Origin of the sequence: Actinomadura sp. 3N508 (assembly GCF_044326375.1) — a bacterium.
Classification (GTDB): Bacteria; Actinomycetota; Actinomycetes; order Streptosporangiales; family Streptosporangiaceae; genus Spirillospora.
On the sequence record NZ_JBIRAX010000001.1, the window covers coordinates 974,741 to 990,370 of the forward strand.

General features: G+C 68.1%; 24 protein-coding genes. 10 read left to right on the forward strand and 14 right to left on the reverse strand.

The features are described 5' to 3' along the window. Positions 1-70: 70 nt before the first annotated feature. Entirely contained in the window at positions 71-850 is a 780-nt protein-coding gene (locus ACH34S_RS04405; protein ID WP_395951059.1) for a TetR/AcrR family transcriptional regulator, read from the forward strand. A gap of 8 nt (positions 851-858) precedes the next feature. On the opposite strand, the gene ACH34S_RS04410 is transcribed toward ACH34S_RS04405, so the two are convergent. After that, positions 859-2,361, reverse strand: a complete 1,503-nt coding sequence (locus ACH34S_RS04410) for a M28 family metallopeptidase (protein ID WP_395951060.1) — start codon at positions 2,359-2,361, stop codon at positions 859-861. A gap of 110 nt (positions 2,362-2,471) precedes the next feature. Between ACH34S_RS04410 and ACH34S_RS04415 the strand changes: the two genes are divergently transcribed. Continuing rightward, the gene (locus ACH34S_RS04415) at positions 2,472-3,125 is read left to right on the forward strand and encodes a 1,4-alpha-glucan branching protein (RefSeq protein ID WP_395951061.1); all 654 of its coding nucleotides are present in this window, start codon (positions 2,472-2,474) and stop codon (positions 3,123-3,125) included. Between the two features lie 11 nt (positions 3,126-3,136). On the opposite strand, the gene ACH34S_RS04420 is transcribed toward ACH34S_RS04415, so the two are convergent. Then, entirely contained in the window at positions 3,137-3,499 is a 363-nt protein-coding gene (locus tag ACH34S_RS04420; RefSeq protein ID WP_395951062.1) for a cupin domain-containing protein, read from the reverse strand. Between the two features lie 97 nt (positions 3,500-3,596). On the opposite strand from ACH34S_RS04420, the gene ACH34S_RS04425 reads away from it, so the two are divergent. Together ACH34S_RS04425 and ACH34S_RS04430 are read left to right on the forward strand one after the other, a co-directional pair. Further along, on the forward strand, positions 3,597-4,196 hold the full coding sequence (locus ACH34S_RS04425; protein WP_395951063.1) for a YciI family protein: 600 nt from the start codon (positions 3,597-3,599) through the stop codon (positions 4,194-4,196). A gap of 55 nt (positions 4,197-4,251) precedes the next feature. Next, positions 4,252-4,893: an MOSC domain-containing protein gene (locus ACH34S_RS04430; protein WP_395951441.1), complete on the forward strand. Its 642-nt coding sequence runs from the start codon at positions 4,252-4,254 to the stop codon at positions 4,891-4,893. A gap of 26 nt (positions 4,894-4,919) precedes the next feature. Here ACH34S_RS04430 and ACH34S_RS04435 read toward each other — a convergent pair whose 3' ends face one another. Beyond that, positions 4,920-5,408, reverse strand: a complete 489-nt coding sequence (locus ACH34S_RS04435; RefSeq protein WP_395951064.1) for a carboxymuconolactone decarboxylase family protein — start codon at positions 5,406-5,408, stop codon at positions 4,920-4,922. Between the two features lie 199 nt (positions 5,409-5,607). Here ACH34S_RS04435 and ACH34S_RS04440 point away from each other — a divergent pair, with 199 nt between their 5' ends. Further along, entirely contained in the window at positions 5,608-6,528 is a 921-nt protein-coding gene (locus ACH34S_RS04440; protein WP_395951065.1) for an RNA polymerase sigma-70 factor, read from the forward strand. Positions 6,529-6,604: 76 nt separating this feature from the next. On the opposite strand, the gene ACH34S_RS04445 is transcribed toward ACH34S_RS04440, so the two are convergent. After that, a complete protein-coding gene (locus ACH34S_RS04445; RefSeq protein ID WP_395951066.1) occupies positions 6,605-7,063 on the reverse strand; it encodes a calmodulin-binding protein in 459 nt (152 codons plus the stop codon). Positions 7,064-7,243: 180 nt separating this feature from the next. Further along, positions 7,244-7,717, reverse strand: coding sequence for a calmodulin-binding protein (locus tag ACH34S_RS04450; RefSeq protein ID WP_395951067.1), 474 nt, complete (start codon positions 7,715-7,717; stop codon positions 7,244-7,246). Positions 7,718-7,898: 181 nt separating this feature from the next. Between ACH34S_RS04450 and ACH34S_RS04455 the strand changes: the two genes are divergently transcribed. Then, complete coding sequence (locus ACH34S_RS04455) at positions 7,899-8,525, forward strand: DUF4360 domain-containing protein (RefSeq protein ID WP_395951068.1); 627 nt, start codon at positions 7,899-7,901, stop codon at positions 8,523-8,525. A gap of 32 nt (positions 8,526-8,557) precedes the next feature. On the opposite strand, the gene ACH34S_RS04460 is transcribed toward ACH34S_RS04455, so the two are convergent. Together ACH34S_RS04460 and ACH34S_RS04465 are read right to left on the reverse strand one after the other, a co-directional pair. Further along, entirely contained in the window at positions 8,558-9,115 is a 558-nt protein-coding gene (locus tag ACH34S_RS04460; protein WP_395951069.1) for a dihydrofolate reductase family protein, read from the reverse strand. A 15-nt stretch (positions 9,116-9,130) separates the two neighbouring features. After that, positions 9,131-9,670 carry a DUF1062 domain-containing protein gene (locus ACH34S_RS04465; RefSeq protein WP_395951070.1) on the reverse strand — a complete coding sequence of 180 codons (540 nt, stop codon included), beginning with the start codon at positions 9,668-9,670 and terminating at the stop codon, positions 9,131-9,133. Between the two features lie 447 nt (positions 9,671-10,117). Here ACH34S_RS04465 and ACH34S_RS04470 point away from each other — a divergent pair, with 447 nt between their 5' ends. After that, entirely contained in the window at positions 10,118-10,741 is a 624-nt protein-coding gene (locus ACH34S_RS04470; protein ID WP_395951071.1) for a DUF4360 domain-containing protein, read from the forward strand. Positions 10,742-10,788: 47 nt separating this feature from the next. Here the strand turns inward: ACH34S_RS04470 and ACH34S_RS04475 are convergent, their stop codons facing one another. From ACH34S_RS04475 to ACH34S_RS04485, 3 genes are all read right to left on the reverse strand, one after another. Then, positions 10,789-11,547 (reverse strand): hypothetical protein, encoded by a 759-nt coding sequence (locus tag ACH34S_RS04475; protein ID WP_395951072.1) that lies wholly within the window; start codon positions 11,545-11,547, stop codon positions 10,789-10,791. A gap of 767 nt (positions 11,548-12,314) precedes the next feature. After that, on the reverse strand, positions 12,315-12,464 hold the full coding sequence (locus ACH34S_RS04480; protein WP_395951073.1) for a hypothetical protein: 150 nt from the start codon (positions 12,462-12,464) through the stop codon (positions 12,315-12,317). A 91-nt stretch (positions 12,465-12,555) separates the two neighbouring features. Continuing rightward, on the reverse strand, positions 12,556-12,843 hold the full coding sequence (locus tag ACH34S_RS04485; RefSeq protein WP_395951074.1) for a type II toxin-antitoxin system Phd/YefM family antitoxin: 288 nt from the start codon (positions 12,841-12,843) through the stop codon (positions 12,556-12,558). A gap of 168 nt (positions 12,844-13,011) precedes the next feature. Here ACH34S_RS04485 and ACH34S_RS04490 point away from each other — a divergent pair, with 168 nt between their 5' ends. Next, positions 13,012-13,359, forward strand: a complete 348-nt coding sequence (locus tag ACH34S_RS04490; RefSeq protein WP_395951075.1) for a VOC family protein — start codon at positions 13,012-13,014, stop codon at positions 13,357-13,359. Positions 13,360-13,415: 56 nt separating this feature from the next. Here ACH34S_RS04490 and ACH34S_RS04495 read toward each other — a convergent pair whose 3' ends face one another. The 4 genes from ACH34S_RS04495 to ACH34S_RS04510 are packed head-to-tail and all read right to left on the reverse strand — an operon-like array spanning position 13,416 to position 14,888. Continuing rightward, positions 13,416-13,640, reverse strand: coding sequence for a DUF397 domain-containing protein (locus tag ACH34S_RS04495; RefSeq protein WP_395951076.1), 225 nt, complete (start codon positions 13,638-13,640; stop codon positions 13,416-13,418). Between the two features lie 2 nt (positions 13,641-13,642). Then, positions 13,643-13,846: a DUF397 domain-containing protein gene (locus ACH34S_RS04500; RefSeq protein ID WP_395951077.1), complete on the reverse strand. Its 204-nt coding sequence runs from the start codon at positions 13,844-13,846 to the stop codon at positions 13,643-13,645. Between the two features lie 2 nt (positions 13,847-13,848). Continuing rightward, positions 13,849-14,061, reverse strand: coding sequence for a DUF397 domain-containing protein (locus tag ACH34S_RS04505; protein WP_395951078.1), 213 nt, complete (start codon positions 14,059-14,061; stop codon positions 13,849-13,851). Beyond that, a complete protein-coding gene (locus tag ACH34S_RS04510) occupies positions 14,058-14,888 on the reverse strand; it encodes a helix-turn-helix domain-containing protein (RefSeq protein WP_395951079.1) in 831 nt (276 codons plus the stop codon). Before ACH34S_RS04510 ends, ACH34S_RS04505 begins: the two co-directional genes overlap by 4 nt. Before the next feature lie 129 nt (positions 14,889-15,017). Here ACH34S_RS04510 and ACH34S_RS04515 point away from each other — a divergent pair, with 129 nt between their 5' ends. Both ACH34S_RS04515 and ACH34S_RS04520 read left to right on the forward strand, forming a co-directional pair. Beyond that, positions 15,018-15,248, forward strand: coding sequence for a hypothetical protein (locus tag ACH34S_RS04515; protein WP_395951080.1), 231 nt, complete (start codon positions 15,018-15,020; stop codon positions 15,246-15,248). A gap of 98 nt (positions 15,249-15,346) precedes the next feature. After that, positions 15,347-15,625: a hypothetical protein gene (locus tag ACH34S_RS04520; RefSeq protein WP_395951081.1), complete on the forward strand. Its 279-nt coding sequence runs from the start codon at positions 15,347-15,349 to the stop codon at positions 15,623-15,625. The last annotated feature ends 5 nt before the right edge of the window (positions 15,626-15,630 follow it).

A 15,630-nucleotide genomic window follows, 5' to 3' on the forward strand; every position in this document is an offset into this window, starting at 1 on the left:
GGCCCACGCGATAGCGTCATGTCCCGGAGCGCGGCGGGCGGCGCCGCGGACGGGAAGAGCGGGACGCACGATGGCAAGGGAGCACGGCGGCGACGACCGCGACCTCGGACTCAGCCTGAAGCTGCTGTGGGGTGGCCGGGTCCGGCCGGCGCGCGGCCGTCCGCCCGCGCTCAGCCTCGACCGGATCGTCGCGGCGGCCGTCGAGGTCGCCGACGCGATCGCCCTCACCGAGGGGCTCGAAGCGCTGTCGATGCGCCGCGTCGCGACCCATCTGGGCGTCGGGACGATGTCGCTGTACCGCTACGTCCCGGGCAAGAGCGAGCTGCTCGACCTCATGCTCGACCACGTCGTCACCCCCACCGAGGAGGTATGCGGGGACGGGAGCGTGGACGAGACGCTCGGCTGGCGGGAGATCATGGCCGCCGACGCGCGCGGCCACTGGCGGCTCTGCATGGACCACCCGTGGTACCCGTTCGTGGACCAGAGCCGTCCGCTCCTCGGCCCCAACACCCTGCGCGGGCTCGACGGGTTCCTCGGCCGGATGCGCGCCTTCGGCACCGACGACCGGACGCTGATGATGATGATCGGCGTCCAGTACGACCTCGTCCACGCCATGGCGCGCAGCCACATCAGCGAGCTGCGCGCCGAGGCGCGGACGGGCGTCAGCAGCGAGGAGTTCTGGGCGCAGCAGTCACCGACGCTGGAGAAGGCCCTGGGCAGCGGCGCCTTCCCGACCATGGCCTCCCTCGACGAGAAGACCTTCGACTTCTCCTACGAGCAGCTCTTCGAGTTCGGCCTGGCGCGCCTCCACGACGGCTTCGCGCCCCTCCTGGACACGCCCGCGAAGTAGGGCCCGGCTCAGCCCGGGACGGGGAACGCGACGGGGCTGCGGTGCCCGTCGCGGTCGACGGCGCGGACGCCGAAGAACGCGTTGTCCTTGGACAGGTCGATCCTGACCCCGGTGACGTTCCCGACGGGGATGACGTGCGTCCAGTCGGGGCTGGTCGTCTCCCGCCACACGACCTCGTACCCTTCGAGGTCGGGTTCGGTGCCGCGGTCCCAGACCAGCTCGGTGTCGTTGGTCAGCTCGCTGGTGCGGACGCGGGCGTTCTTCGGCGTCCCGGGCGCCTGGGCCAGCGACCACAGCGCGGCGGCGTTCACTCTGGCGACGCGGGCGATGTACCCGAAGTCGCAGAACTCGGGCAGGTCGCCGTACTGCTTGCCGTCCTCGACGCGGACGTCCTGGTGCTGGTGGGCGAAGTCCTCGTGGGGCTCGGTGAAGCGGGCGGCCGGGTAGTCCTGCTCCAGGTAGCCGATGTGGTCGCCGCCGCGCAGGTAGCGGTCGCGGCGGTAGATGATCCGGACGCGCATGCCGGTCGCGTCGTTGTCGGCGACGGACGACACGAACCGGGCGAGCTGCCGGGACGGGGAGTCGTTCTCGCCGCCGACCGCCCGCCGCACATCTCCCTCGCCCGGGGACTCGGCCGTGGGCACGCCCTCGGCGAACAGGCGCAGCGAGCGGGGGTCGCGGGTGCCGTCGTCGGCGGTGCTGCTGCCGACGATGTCGTTGGTGAACATGCCCTGCACGTCGGCGTTGGCCGCCTTGTACTGCTTCGCCTGGTACCTGGCCCCGTAGAGGCCCTGCTCCTCGCCCGCGACGGCGGTGAACACGATCGTGGCCTCCGGACGGCGCTTCGCCATCACCCGGGCCACCTCCATGACGACCGCCACGCCGGACGCGTCGTCGTCGGCCCCGGGCGCGTCCGACGTGGCGTCCATGACGTCGGTGACGCGCGAGTCGTAGTGGCCGGACACCACGTAGATCCGGTCCGGGCTCCCCGAGCCGCGCAGCGTCGCGACCACGTTGGTGATGCGGGTGGCGACCGGGATGCGCGGCCCCGGCTCCTGCACGTAGGACTGGAGCTCGGCCGTCATCCGCCCGCCCGACGCGGCGGCGTACCGCTTCATCTCCGCGAGGATCCAGTCGCGGGCGGCTCCGATGCCGCGGGCGGGATCGTCCTGGACCGACAGCGTGTGCCGGGTGCCGAAGCTCACCAGCTTCCGGATGTTCGCCTCCACGCGGCCCGGGTCGATCTCGCGGAGCAGGGCGCGCAGCTCGGCGTCCGGCCGCTGGCCGGTGACGGGCCTGCCGGGCCCGTCCGGCCAGGTCCGCTCCTTCGGCGCCGCCGCCGCGGGCGCACCGGTCAGCGCGACACCGGCCCCGGCGCTCGCGGTGACGGCGGCGGCCGCGGTGGACAGGGAGAGGAACGTCCTGCGGCTGGACGTGACGGACGCGCTGGACGTAGCGGGCGTCGGATCGGCGGGAGTGGGGCTGCCGGCGGGGGATGCGTTAGTGACCACGCATCGATCCTTCTCCGAATCCCGGCGGTGTCCAGGCCCAGACGCGACAGTCATCGCCTCGCCAGGGTGTGGACAATTGCGATGATCACCGGCGGGATAGATTCGGCGCCATGGCCTTCATCCACAAGACCACGATGACGCCCGGCAAGCTGGAGCTGCTCACGGCGTGGCTGCCCGCGCGGCCCTGGTACACGGGCTCGCCGGACGGCCCCGAGCTGTCCAAGGCCGGCGGTTTCCGGCTCGACGACCCGGACGGCGAGGTCGGGATCGAGTTCATGGTGGTCACGGACGTCTCCGGCGGCGCCCCCGTCGCCTACCACGTCCCGGTCACCTACCGGGGTGCGCCGCGCGACGGAGCCGAGGCGGCGCTCATCGGCACGTCCGAGCACGGCGTGCTCGGACGCCGCTGGGTGTACGACGCCGCGCACGACCCGGTCGCCGTCGGACAGCTCCTAGCCCTTCTCCAAGGCCAGGCCGAACCGCAGCACCAGAGCCAGAGCGACACGCCTGACCCGTCCGTCATCAGCGACTTCACGGCCGGCAAAACCGCAGCCATTACCGAGGTGACCTCCATCGAGGACACCCCGAACGGCACCGACATCGCGGTGCAGACCGAGCCCCTCGGCGCACTGACGATCCGAATTGTGCGCGTTCTCCGCAGGGATCAGGAGACGACGCCCAACGCATTGGGTTCCGTCACGGCCGAATGGCACTCACCGAACGGCGACCAGAACCGCGGCCCGTTCGCCGTCCTCAATCCCTGATACCCACTGGATCAGTGGGTGTCGGCCTTCGCGTATTCGCCGATGCCGCCCCCGAAGTCGAACGCGATGCACGGCTCGTCCCCAACGACCCACGCGTCATGGCCGGGTGAGACGACGAACACGTCGCCGGGGCCGACCTCTCCTTCGGCTCCGTCCTCCGTGCGAATGCGCATCCGGCCCTGGACGACATAGCCGTTGTGGTGCACCTGGCAGAGGTCCGTGCCGGCGATCGGCTTGACGGACTCCGTCCAGCGCCAGCCGGGCTCGAACGTCGCCTTGCCGAACACCAGCCCGGACAGGTTGACGAGTTCGAGGTGCGCCCTCGGCATGTCGCGCCGGTCGTCCGGCTTCTCGATGCTCTTGATCTCCAACATGATGGGTCCCCCTTCACCATCATTTCCACGCTCGCACCACCCCTGACCTGCGTCAAGACGCGTCGGCAACCGGGTGTGGCGATTGGTACGATTCAACGTGGAGTATTTCTTCTACTGCCGTGACCGGCCGGGCAGCGCCCCCCTCCGTGCGGAACTGATCGAAGATCACTGGTCGTTCATGGACCGCTATGCCGAGACGATGATCGCGCGCGGCCCCACCCTCACCCCGGACGGCGAGGAGGCGACCGGCAGCCTGCACATCGCCGGCCTGCCCGATCCGGCGGCGGCGCGGGAATTCGCGTTCGACGAGCCCAACTACAAGGCCGGTGTCTACCGTGAGGTCCTCATCCGCCGCTGGCGGAACGTCCTCGGCCGCACGATGTGGCAGTTCACCGGCGCGGTTCCCGGGTACCAGCGTTTCCTGATCCTCGCGCACGCCAAGCCGGAGGCGGCCGCGTCCCGCGATTCGCTGGACGAGGCGCACCACGAATACCTCGACCGCGGCTACCGCGACCGCCTCATCGGCTACGGCCCGCTCTTCTCCGAGGACGGCACCGAATGGGCGGGCACCGCCCTGTTGGTCGAGCTCCCGGACCGGACCGCCGCCGAGACCCTGATGGCGGACGAACCCTACGCCAGGAACGGCCTCTACGAGACCGTCGAGATCCACCACTGGGAATTCGGCGGCCGCAGGTGATCCTGGCGACACCGGCGCCGAAACCGGCTCATCCGCGACGTATCGTCGCATCGTGATGCTGCTCTCGGTCAACATCGGCAAGCCCCGGGCCAATCCCGCGCAGAAGGCCTCGACGACGGGCATCGACAAGCGGCCGGTCGACGGCCCGATCATGGTCGCCGCTCCGGAACCCACCGCGCCGGGAGCGGTCGGCCTGGCCGGCGACAGGACGTTCAGCGCCGGACACGGCGGCCCCGACCAGGCCGTCTACGCCTACGCGCGCGAGGATCTCGACTTCTGGCAGGACGAACTCGGCAGGACCCTGCCCGACGGCGTCTTCGGCGAGAACCTCACCACGACCGGAATCGACGTCAACGGCGCCCTGATCGGCGAGAGGTGGCGGCTGGGGTCCGCGGTCGTCCTGGAGGTGAGTTGCCCGCGGATTCCCTGCCGCACCTTCCAGGGATGGCTGGACGAAGAGGACTGGATCAAACGGTTCACCCAGACGGCTCGTCCCGGCGCCTACCTGCGCGTGATCGAGCCGGGCGCGATCCGCCCGGGTGACACCGTCGAGAAGGTGTACCGGCCCCGGCACGACGTGACCGCGGCCGTCGCCTTCCGTGCCCTGACCGCCGAACCCGATCTGCTGCCGCGACTGCTGCCGATCGAAGCCCTGCCGGCGCATTTGAAGGACAGGGCCCGCCGGCGCATCGCCTGACCAGCGCGGGTCGCCGCCGGACGGTCTCAGTTCTTGGTGAAGTCGTCGAACTGGCCGGGCTCGTACGCACCGCCCTTCATGCGCGTGATCACACCCGTCCGGTTGGCCGCGTTGACCAGGGCGATCAGGGACACCAGCGCGGCGACCTGATCGTCGTCGTAGTGCTTGCACACCTCGGCCCAGGTCTCGTCGGACACGCCCTGGTGGGCGTCCGCGAGCCGGGTGCCCTCCTCTGCGAGCGCCAGCGCGGCCCGCTCCGCCTCGGTGAACACGGCGGACTCGCGCCAGGCGGCGACCAGGTTGAGCCGGACCGCGGTCTCGCCGCCCGCCGCCGCCTCCTTGGTGTGGAGGTCGACGCAGAAGCCGCAGCCGTTGATCTGGCTGGTGCGCAGCGACACCAGCTCCTGCGTGGACCTCGGCAGCGCCGACTGGTGGACCAGCAGCCCGGCGGCGGCGAACCGCTTGGAGAACTTGGCGCCGAACTCGTTGCTCATCAGGTCGATACGGGTTTCCATGGCTTCTCCTCGTTCACGAGTTGAACGCCCGCGCCGATCGTCGGCGCGGCGTCCTGACGCCATGGAGATGCCGCCCGCCCGATCCCTGTGACGTCCCAGGTCACGTGACGTGGATCACCGGCTGCGCATGTCACAGCGCGGCGGGAACCGGCGTCTTGTGCGCGTGGGACGACCGAGATCGAACGGGAAGGAGCCGTCCATGAGCGAGCCCGCCGAACCGCCCGCCGCCGGCGACGGCCGTCCGGACGCTGCCACCGAGGCGTTCATCGCCCACCGCAACCTGCTCTTCACCGTGGCCTACGAGCTGCTCGGGTCGGCCGCGGACGCGGAGGACGTCCTCCAGGAGACCTGGCTCCGCTGGACGACCGTCGACCTCGCCACGGTGCGGGATCCGCGCGCCTACCTGGTCCGGATCACCACCCGGCAGGCGCTCACCCGGCTGCGGACGCTCGGCCGCCGCAAGGAGACCTATGTCGGCTCCTGGCTGCCCGAGCCGCTGCTGACCTCGCCCGACGTGGCGGAGGACGTCGAGCTCGCCGAGAGCGTCTCGATGGCGATGATGCTGGTGCTGGAGACGCTCACGCCGCTGGAGCGGGCGGTGTTCGTGCTCCGCGAGGTGTTCGCCTTCGACTACGACGAGATCGCGAAGGCCGTGGAGAAGAACCCGGCCGCCGTCCGGCAGATCGCCCACCGGGCGCGGGCGCACGTCGCCGCGCGCCGCCCGCGCGGGGCGACCTCGCCGGACGAGACCCGGGACGCGTTCGAGGCGTTCCAGCGGGCGGTCGAGACGGGCGACGTGCAGAGCCTGCTCGACGTCCTCGCGCCGGACGTGGTCGTGGTCGGGGACGGCGGCGGGGTCAAGCAGGCGGTGCTGAAGCCCGTCGTGGGGGCGGACAAGGTCGCCCGCCTGTTCGCCGCGGGCCTCACCAGGGTCGGCGCGGTCATGACGGTCGAGCCGGTGCAGATCAACGGCGGCCCGGCCCTGCTCGTCCGGCTGGACGGGGAGATCGACGGCGTGCTTGCCGTCCGGTTCGACGACGGCCTGGTCAGCGGGTGCTACTACGTGCGCAATCCCGAGAAGCTGTCGCGGGTGCGGCAGGAGACGCCGGTGACCCGCTGAGTCCTCGTCTCCGGCTCGCCCCTGCCGCCGAGGCCCGGGGACCTGACTCGGCCCCCGGGCACGTGCCGGTCGGCGGCTACGCGGGGACTTCCCTGATCACGCGCGAGCCCCAGGGGCACCAGGTCAGGCCGGGCAGGAACGCGCCGCCCGCCTCATCGAGGTGCTCCTCGACGTAGGCGATGGACGCGTCACAGACCTCGGTGGCCATCTCGAAGAACTGGATCGTCGCTGGGTCGAGGTGGTAGCTCCAGCCCGGGTTGTACGGCGCCGGCTGCTTGACGATCTTCCCCATGACCTGGGGATCGTGGGTGGCGGACCCGCTGATCAGGTCGCGGGCGTGCTGGATCTCGGCGGGGTCGGTGAGCTCGATGACGGCCTCGTCGTCACTCGCCATGTCGGTGAAGACGAAGTAGGCGGCGGTCGTCGGAGCGGCGTCGGCCGGACGGATGGCGGTGGCCATGACCAGCAGCCCGGCTAAGGCCACCGCCACGGCTCCTACGATCGCTCGCGGGCCCTTGATCGTCGTCTGTCGCATGATGTACCTCCGGTAAGTCGTGAAGGGATCACGGGGTGCCACGACTTGATCATCACATGACCGGCGGCGGACCACCACGGGAGGAACGCGAAAATCACTCGCCGGGCAGGGCGGCGAACGCCCAGGGGCCTGACCTGCAGGGCCCCTGGGCGAGTGGGTGCTATACCGCGCCGGGAACGGTTACGGCGCGGGGATCTCCCTGATCAGGCGGGACGTCCAGGGGCACCACATGAGACCGGGCAGGAACGCGCCGCCCGCCTCGTCCAGGTGATCCTCAACGTAGGGAATGGTGGCGTCGCAGACCTCGATGGCGTAGTCGAAGAAGTCGACCGTGTACGGGTCGTAGTGGTAGCTCCAGCGCGGGTTGTAGTCCGCCTGGCGCTTGATGATCCGGCCGAAGACGTGCGGCCGGTCAACGGTCTCGCCGCTGACCAGTTCCCGGGCGTGCTGGATCTTGGCCGGGTCGGTGAGCTTGAGGACGGCCTGCTGGTTGGTGATGTCGGTGAACACGAAGTAGGCCGCGGGGTCGGCGCTGGCGGGCGTGGCGGTGGCGACCGTCAGCGGCGCGACGACGGCCACCGCGACGGCCGCGGCGAGCGCCCTGACACGGGTCCTCGCCTTCCGCAGGGCGCTGAGAGCGGTGAACTGGTGCACGTTCCCTCCGTTGGGTCCGATGGGCCGCAGTGGCGCGACCCGACCGCTACTTACCCAATGAAATCGGTTAACTACTGTCCGTGCCCATTTGTGGCCACGCGGGGGGTTGAGTCCACGGCGCCACTGGACATACTCGGGGCACGCGCACTCTCGCCTGACAGCAGGAGGTGCCAAGCCCCCGATGAAACCCGACGCCAAGCTGACCACAGGATTAGGCGTCGTCGTCGCCGCCCTGCCCGTCCTGGCCCCTCTCCCCGCGTCCGCGGCCCAGCCGCGCGACACCCCCACGATCGAGATCGCGACCGTCAACGGGTCGGGCTGCCGCCGCGAGACCGTGACGGTAACCCCCGGGCCCGGCGGCTTCACCGTCCACTACCGCGACTACTCGGCGAAGATCGGCGGCGACGCCCTCCCCACCGACTTCCGGAAGAACTGCCAGCTCAACCTGCGGATCATCCCCCCGGAGGGAGTCACATACGCGGTGACGTACGTCGACCATTACGGGTCGGCCCAACTGGCACCCGATGCGACCGCTGCTTTCAGGGCGTCGCACTACTACGCGGGCCTCCCGGCCCGGCACTCGGGCTTTTCCTCGCTCAAGGGGCCCTACTCGGGCGAGTGGCTGGTCTTCAAGGAGTTCGACCCCCGCGAGTTCATCTACGTGCCGTGCGGCGAGGACCGCAATCTGACCCTCAACACGGAACTGCGTCTCACCGCCTCCGCCCGGACGAAGACGAGCACCATCGACATGAACTCCGACCGCGGAAGCACCTACCTCTTCGCCTGGAGGACCTGCCCGCCCGGCTGAGAACGCCAGAACTCACCTGGACAAAGGGCCCGTCACACGGCCCCCTTCTTCGGCTCGTAACGCATCGCCACGGCCCCCGAGCTGAACTCCTGCCGGTCCACGAGCTTCAGGTCAAGGACCTTCGACAGCCCCGCGAACGGCGTCGGCCCGTGACCCGCCAGCCTGGGCACCACCACGAACTCGTACTCGTCGATCAATCCCAGCTCCGCCAGCGCCAGCGGGAGCTTCACACCTCCCGTATAAAGCCCTTCGCCCGATTCCCGCTTGAGCCGCTGGACGGTCTCCTCCAAATCCCCGCGCACGAGTTCGGCATTCCAGTCGACCCGCTCAAGGGTGTTCGAAACGACGTACTTCTTTGTCGCGTCGATCGTCCGGGCGAAGGGTTCCATCCAGTCGGGCCTGGCTTCCGCAGGCGCCGGCGGCCGCCACGCCTCCTCCATCATCTGGTAGATGACCCTGCCGAAGATGAGGGCATCGGCCCTGGCGATGGTCTCGGTCGCGTGCTGATGCAATTCCTCGTCCGTGAATATCTCACGGTGATCGCAGCACCCGTCCAATGTGACGTGGATGGAATACCTCAAAGGTCGCATCGCGCAAGCGTACCCCTAGAGCAACCGGGGAAGAAGGACGAAGCCGAACGCACGGCTCGTTTTGCGGGTAAGCGTGACCTCGCATTTGACCCGGCGCGCGACCGCACTCCTGCTTAGCGCGAGCCCCCGCCCGATCAACCGATCCGGCCGGAGCGGGACGGGAGCCTCGAACGCGACCTCGACGCACACCGGCCAGTCCGCGTCCAGCGGCGGCACTTCCGGAGTATCCAGGTACCACGCACCGTCCCAGTCCAGGGTGAAGCGGTTGCGGCGCGCGACCTGCGGGTCCAGAAGCACCCGCTCGACAAGACGCGGGTCGTTGTCCTCAAAGGCACGCAGCCGATCGACCGAGCGCACCGGAACACGCTCATGAACCGCGACCTTCGTCGTCGCCCCACAACGAACGCAGTCGACGAGCAGCCACACGTCCAGGAGCTTCTTGTTGGCGTTGACGCGGAACATCCGCCGTTCGGCCGTGGCGGTCGTCGCCCCGCACTCCAGGCACCGCAAGGACAACAGGGGCAGGCGGACGCACCGCACCGCCCAGGACAGCACGGAACAATCTCTATTGGGTTGTGAAGACACGATCTCTCTAAGCCCTGATACAAGGCCGCGCTCAGCCGGCCAGGAACGCTAAAGAGCCGGGGACAGCCCGGCAGAGGCCCACAGGCCTACGAAGCGCTGGTGATACGGGTCAGAGAGAAATAGCGGGCGTGTTCACGCGCGTGTCCTCACGATCTACGACGACGAACGCACCGTACCCACACGCCCACCCCCACCGTCAAACCGTTTTCCGGCGGGACCTGCGTCCACCAAGCCCAAGTCTCCGGAGGATCCCGACGACGTGAAAAAGTTGAAGAGGACAGAATGTCAATTAACATTGACATTCTTATTGATCGAGAATTAGGCTAACGGAGCATTTCCGGGCCCGCCAGGATCACCGCAGCAATGCCGCGCCGCATGCACGGCATTCACTCTCCCCGTTCTGGAAGGCTGCCCAAGATGAAACCCGGACGCTCAGTGCTCACGGCGATGGCCGCCACAATCGCTCTGCACGCCCTGACCTCCACCGCCGCAGTCGCCGATCCCCCACCGAAGGGGGTGACCATCGAGATAGCGACAATCAACGGCACAGGCTGCCCAATCGGGACGGCATCGGTCGCCCTTTCGCACGACTCCAGCACCTTCACCATTACCCGAAGCGACATGCGCGCCGACGCAGGTGGCGCCTCAAACCCGGCGGACGCTCGGAAGAACTGCCAGATCAACATGAGGATCCACGTCCCGCAGGGCTACACCTACGGCATCAAGTCGTACGGATACAGCGGCACCGCGCACCTGGAGCCCGGCGCCTCGGGCACCGTGGCGGTATCGGCCTACTTCCAGGGCGCACCGAAACCGGAAGCGAAGACCGTAACGCTCAATGGCCCGTTCTCCGGCCCCTGGCAGACGTCCATCATCGACGAAGACCCGATGTACAGCCCGTGCGGCGAGCAGCGCAACTTCAACATCTCCGCCAGCGTGCGCGTCGACCTCGGCACCTCCGACCCGTCCAAGCCCAGCTACATGACCATGGGCGAAAAAGAGGTCTACGAATTCTCCTGGAAACGCTGCCCCACCACATAAGCCCCCTCAGGGCTTCCACAACTGCAGGCCGCACGGTTCCGGTCGGATCAGTGGTACGTGAGCTTGCCGTTTCTGATGGAGGCACATTCGTAGGGGCCTTCAATGCCCACGTAGGGGCACGAGGCAGCGCCCTCGCGGAGGGTGAGGGCGGAGTCTCCGGGGACGATCCAGAGCAGGCGGCCCGAGGCGAGCCAAGGGCGGAGGTCGAAGTCCCAGTCATCGGCTTGGGGCGTGTGCTCTGACCAGCCCTTCCATTCGCCGTTGTCGTCGTAGACGTAGTATTCGTGGCCGCCCCATTCGTTCTCCAGCGGGACGCTCGGAAGGGGGCCGAAGTAGGCGACGGCCCAGCCGGTGTGGCGCCCGACCGGGACCTCGGAGATGACGGCACGCACGTCCGGCGCCTCCAGAATGCGCGGGACGACGTAGGGAGCGCCGGGACCGGGCTCACAGGTGAACGGCGCATAGGTCACGGGTTCGGAGATCCGCATGGCACCGGTCAGCGTGAGCCACAGCCGTGGAAGCCGTACGGGAACGCGGCGGACGGGCGCCTCATGGTTCCAGAACCAGCCGTCAAGATCGACCGGGTCGAGCGGCCAGTGAAGAGCGGCGCCGGAATGCGGGTCACGGGTCAGCGGAATCTCGGGCAGCCACTCCCGGTAGCGACGCCACAGCTCGTCGCGCCGCCGGTAGCCCTCGGAGAGCGCGGGGTTGTGCTGCACGTTGCCCGGCGTCAACAGCCTGCCCAGCTTCAGCAGCTCGGCGCGAACGGCGAGACTCTCAGCGTCCAGCCTCCCCACCGCCGTCATATCGGTAGACAACCACAGGCAACCGGGCCAAGTCTGGTGGTCTCGCGCGCCGCCAGATCGAGCCGCGGGGCCCGGGCCGATCACCACTCGAGGAAGTCCTTCATGTCGTACTGATTGCCGTGGACCGATGTCTGGTCCAGCGAGATGATGCCTTTGTGATTGTCCTTCGCAATGGTCCGCTGGCAGTTGAGGTGTGACGTTCCGGCCGTTGCCCGGCGACAGCGCGCTAGAACATGCGGTCTTCGCCAGCGCTAAGAAGGCCGTCTACACGACGCGGCGACCGGAAAGCCACTCGCGCACGCGGATCTGAAGACGGCTGGACACGGCGCGCAACTGTTACCCCACCTGTCGGACGGCCACGTCCTGCTGGACGTCGGCGAGGGCCAGGACGGCTCGATCATCTACCGCGCGACACTGACCACCGGCGGGCTCGCCCTCGACCGCTACCCCTGGGACGACCGATGCCTCATCGACCTCACTCCCGATGGAAACCGGTTCCTGACGGTCCATCACGAGCAGCCCCGGACACCGCGATCGTCGTCTTGGTAGGAGAGAACGAGGACGACTCGGAGTGGTCCCGCAGCTACCGCATCGACCTGCGTTCCGGCCGGTTCAATCGCGGTTCGACGGCCACAACGAGAACTCCTACGACCTCCAGCCTCTCGGCGACGGCTCCTGGCTCACCACTGATCCATCCGGCCACCCGATCCGCTGGACAGCGCAATAGGCCGCTCGACCCATGAGAGTGGTCCCCAGGCCAGCACTCGTCAGCTGTCGGGATGGACGTTATTGATCACGACGCTGTCGCCCGTGACGAGATAGTAGACGGTGACATCGTCGCGGGTGAGCGTGTAGTGGGTGTACTCCAACCCCTCGATTCCGAGTGGCTTGGCGTCGGGCGGTACCGGATCACTCAACAAAGACATGATCACCAGCTGAACCGCCGTGCGGTAGTGGGGCGCCATACCAGCGATCAGGAGCCGGAGGCTGCGGGGGACGACGAGATGATCAGGCAAGCCAGTCACCAGAGGCAACTTGTTCGCGGGTGTAAACCTCGTAGCCAGGTGGGGTCTCACCGGCGTCCAGATATGGCTGGATGCGGCTCGCCTCCTGGTCTGCATGCAGGGCGGCACGCTCGCGACGGAGCTGTTGAAGTTCCTGCCATTCCTGCTCAGTGACCAGCACCACAGGATCCCGGCCATTCTTGGTGATCCGAGGGTGAGACCGGCCGTGAACCACGGCGGCGTGCATGTCTCCAAGGCGCTTCCGCGCCTCCTTGATCGGATAGGACTCCATACCGAGACTCTAGTGCACACAACGCTACATGTGTACATGGTGTACACCTGTGCCGCGTTTGCTTGATTACTCTCGGTGCCCATTCGTGGCTATGCGTTGGGTTGAGCCCCCGGCGCCACTGGACACAATCGGGGCACGCCCGCTTCTCCCACGTCAGCAGGAGGCGCCATGTCCGTCCGCCGGGTCATGCCCGACATCCGATCAGAGGCCATCGACGAGAGCCGGGACTTCTACGGCCGCCTGGGGTTCGAGGAGGTCATGGACCACGGCTGGGTCGTGACGCTCGCCTCCCCGTCCAACCCCACCGCGCAGGTCACCTTCATGACTCACGACAAGACCGCGCCCGTCGTGCCCGACCTGAGCGTGGAGGTGGACGACGTGGACGCGGCCTACGCGCTGATGCGGGAGGCCGGCGCGGAGATCGTCCACCCGTTGCAGGACGAGGAGTGGGGCGTGCGCCGGTTCTTCGTCCGCGACCCCAACGGCCGCGTGGTCAACGTGCTGACCCACCGATGACATGGCCCGGTCAACGCACGCTCATTTACCAAACACCACGAATGCGGCGCCCGGGATTAGCAGGGCGTTTCCGCACCCTCCGTGACTAGGTCGAACTCGTCCGACCTGACACGACGCGTGAATGCCCGCCATGCCGCACGGCCGAACGCCAGCCTGGGGCCGTCCGGGTTCTTGGAGTCCCGCACCGCGATCACAGGGGCGAGGTCCGCGACCTCCACACAGTCCCCGCCTTGGCCGCCACTGTGGCTGCACTTGCGCCACTGGACGTCGGCCGACCCCATGATTAACGCTCCGGGTCGAACTCGTTTGCCTTCACCCGGACGGCAAACACACGCCAGGCCGCGCGACCGAACGCAAGGCTGGGACCGTCGAGGTCCTTGGAATCCCGCACCGCGACCGTGTCATCCAGGCTCGCGACCTCCACGCAGGCACCGCCCTGGCCGCCGCTGCGGCTACTCTTGCGCCAACGGTCGTCCGAGGCGCCCATGGCTAGCCCTCCAGGTCGTACTTGCTCGCCTTCACCTGCTCGGCAAACACACGCCAGGCCACACGACCGAACGCCAGCCTGGGCCCGTCCGGGTTCTTGGAATCCCGCACCACGATCATGGGGGTAGCATCCGCGAGCTCCACGCAGTTGCCGCCCTGGCCGCCGCTACGGCTGCTCTTACGCCACTGAAGGTCCCACTGACCCGGAGTGCTCATTCGTAATCCTCCAGCGCTCTCTTAACCAACTTGAGAGACGCGCTCGCCGGCAACGCCTCTCCCATGACGAGCTGAAAGCGTACCGATGTTGCTTCGACTCTACTCGGCTCGTGGGTCAGCACTCCCGACCCGGGATACTCCAGGTAAGCGGCCTTATGCCCATCCGGCAACTCGAGAATCTCGAAGGAGCCATCGAGGCCAGCCCATGTGATCGACTCGAAGGGAAGCACCCGAACCTGAGTGTTCGGGGACTCGGTCATCACCTTGAGCAGGTAAGACAACTGCTCACGCATCGCGTCCTTCCCACCTGCTGGCCTTAAGAGGACCGATTCGTCGATCACGAACCACGCCCGGGGTGGCCGGGCCGTCTCGAGGATCGCCTGTCTGCCAATCCGCGCTTCAACCAGACCGTCTAGCTCATCCTGAGGCTGCCCAGCGTCCATGATTGCCCGAGCGTACGCCTCCCTTTGGAGGAGCCCCGGGATGACTTGGGCCTCGAAGCCGTAAATCGACGTTGCCTTGGCTTCTTGCTCCACAAAACCCGCGAAGCCCGGAGGGAAAGCCAGGTGCTTGCCCATCCGTTCGATGTCTTCCGCGATGTTCTGGAAGGTCTTGGTCGGGATCTTGAAGTAGGTGTCCAGGTCGATGGCGGCTGGGATGGACGGCTTGGTGCCGGTCTCCATTTTCTCGATCCAGGCGGCCGTACATCCGAGCGCGTCGGCCAGTTGAGGGCGGGACAACCCTGCGGCCTCGCGATAACCGCGCAGGACCACGCCGAAGGTACGGATCAGAGGGTCGCGCGTGTGGGTGCCTATCTCGGCGGTCATGGGGGTGTTCCTCGGATCGGCGGCGATCTTGGTTGGTGCTTGGTTGTGGTTGCTCTGTAGCAGAGCGTAATCCAATTGCGTGACGCTGGTCACAGGAAACGGACAGGCCGAAGGACCAGGGGTTTCGGGATGGACACGCGAGTGCGGGACGACGAGCGGGAATTGGGGCGGCTGCGGGACGACTTCCGCGGGTGGCGGATCTGGCGGGCCGTGAAGCAGGACGGGCGGTTGGGCGAATGGGTGGCCAGCCTCCATGACCCCAACGTCGGGGTCGAGCCGACGCTGATGTTCCCCACCGCGCCACTTCTGCGGGAGGCGCTGGTCCAGCAGGCGCAGCGGGCGCGGGTCCGGAGTCTGTGATCACGGCGGCCGGGTGGCCGCCGTTCTCAAGCGCGGTGCGGCCGGTGGGCGTCCCCCCGAGTTCGCCGGCCGCGCCGCTTCACAGGGAGGTGAGAGGTGTGAGCGTTGGACAGCAGGGCGTTCTTACCAACGAGCGGGTCGCGAACCTGCACGTGCTGCGGGACGCGGTGGAGGCGCGGCGGGAGCTGGCGTGCGGGCTGATCGAGCGGCGCGGGGTCTCGTGGGTGAGCGTCGTCCGGGTCGGTGGGTCGGGGCGGCTGGTCGAGGTCGGGTGCGACTTCGTCCGGGAGGCGTGGTGGTTCACCTGGAGCGATGGGCGGCCGATCGCGCGGGACGTCGACGGTGTCATCGGCGCGCTCGTGCGGGAGCTGGAATGAGCCTG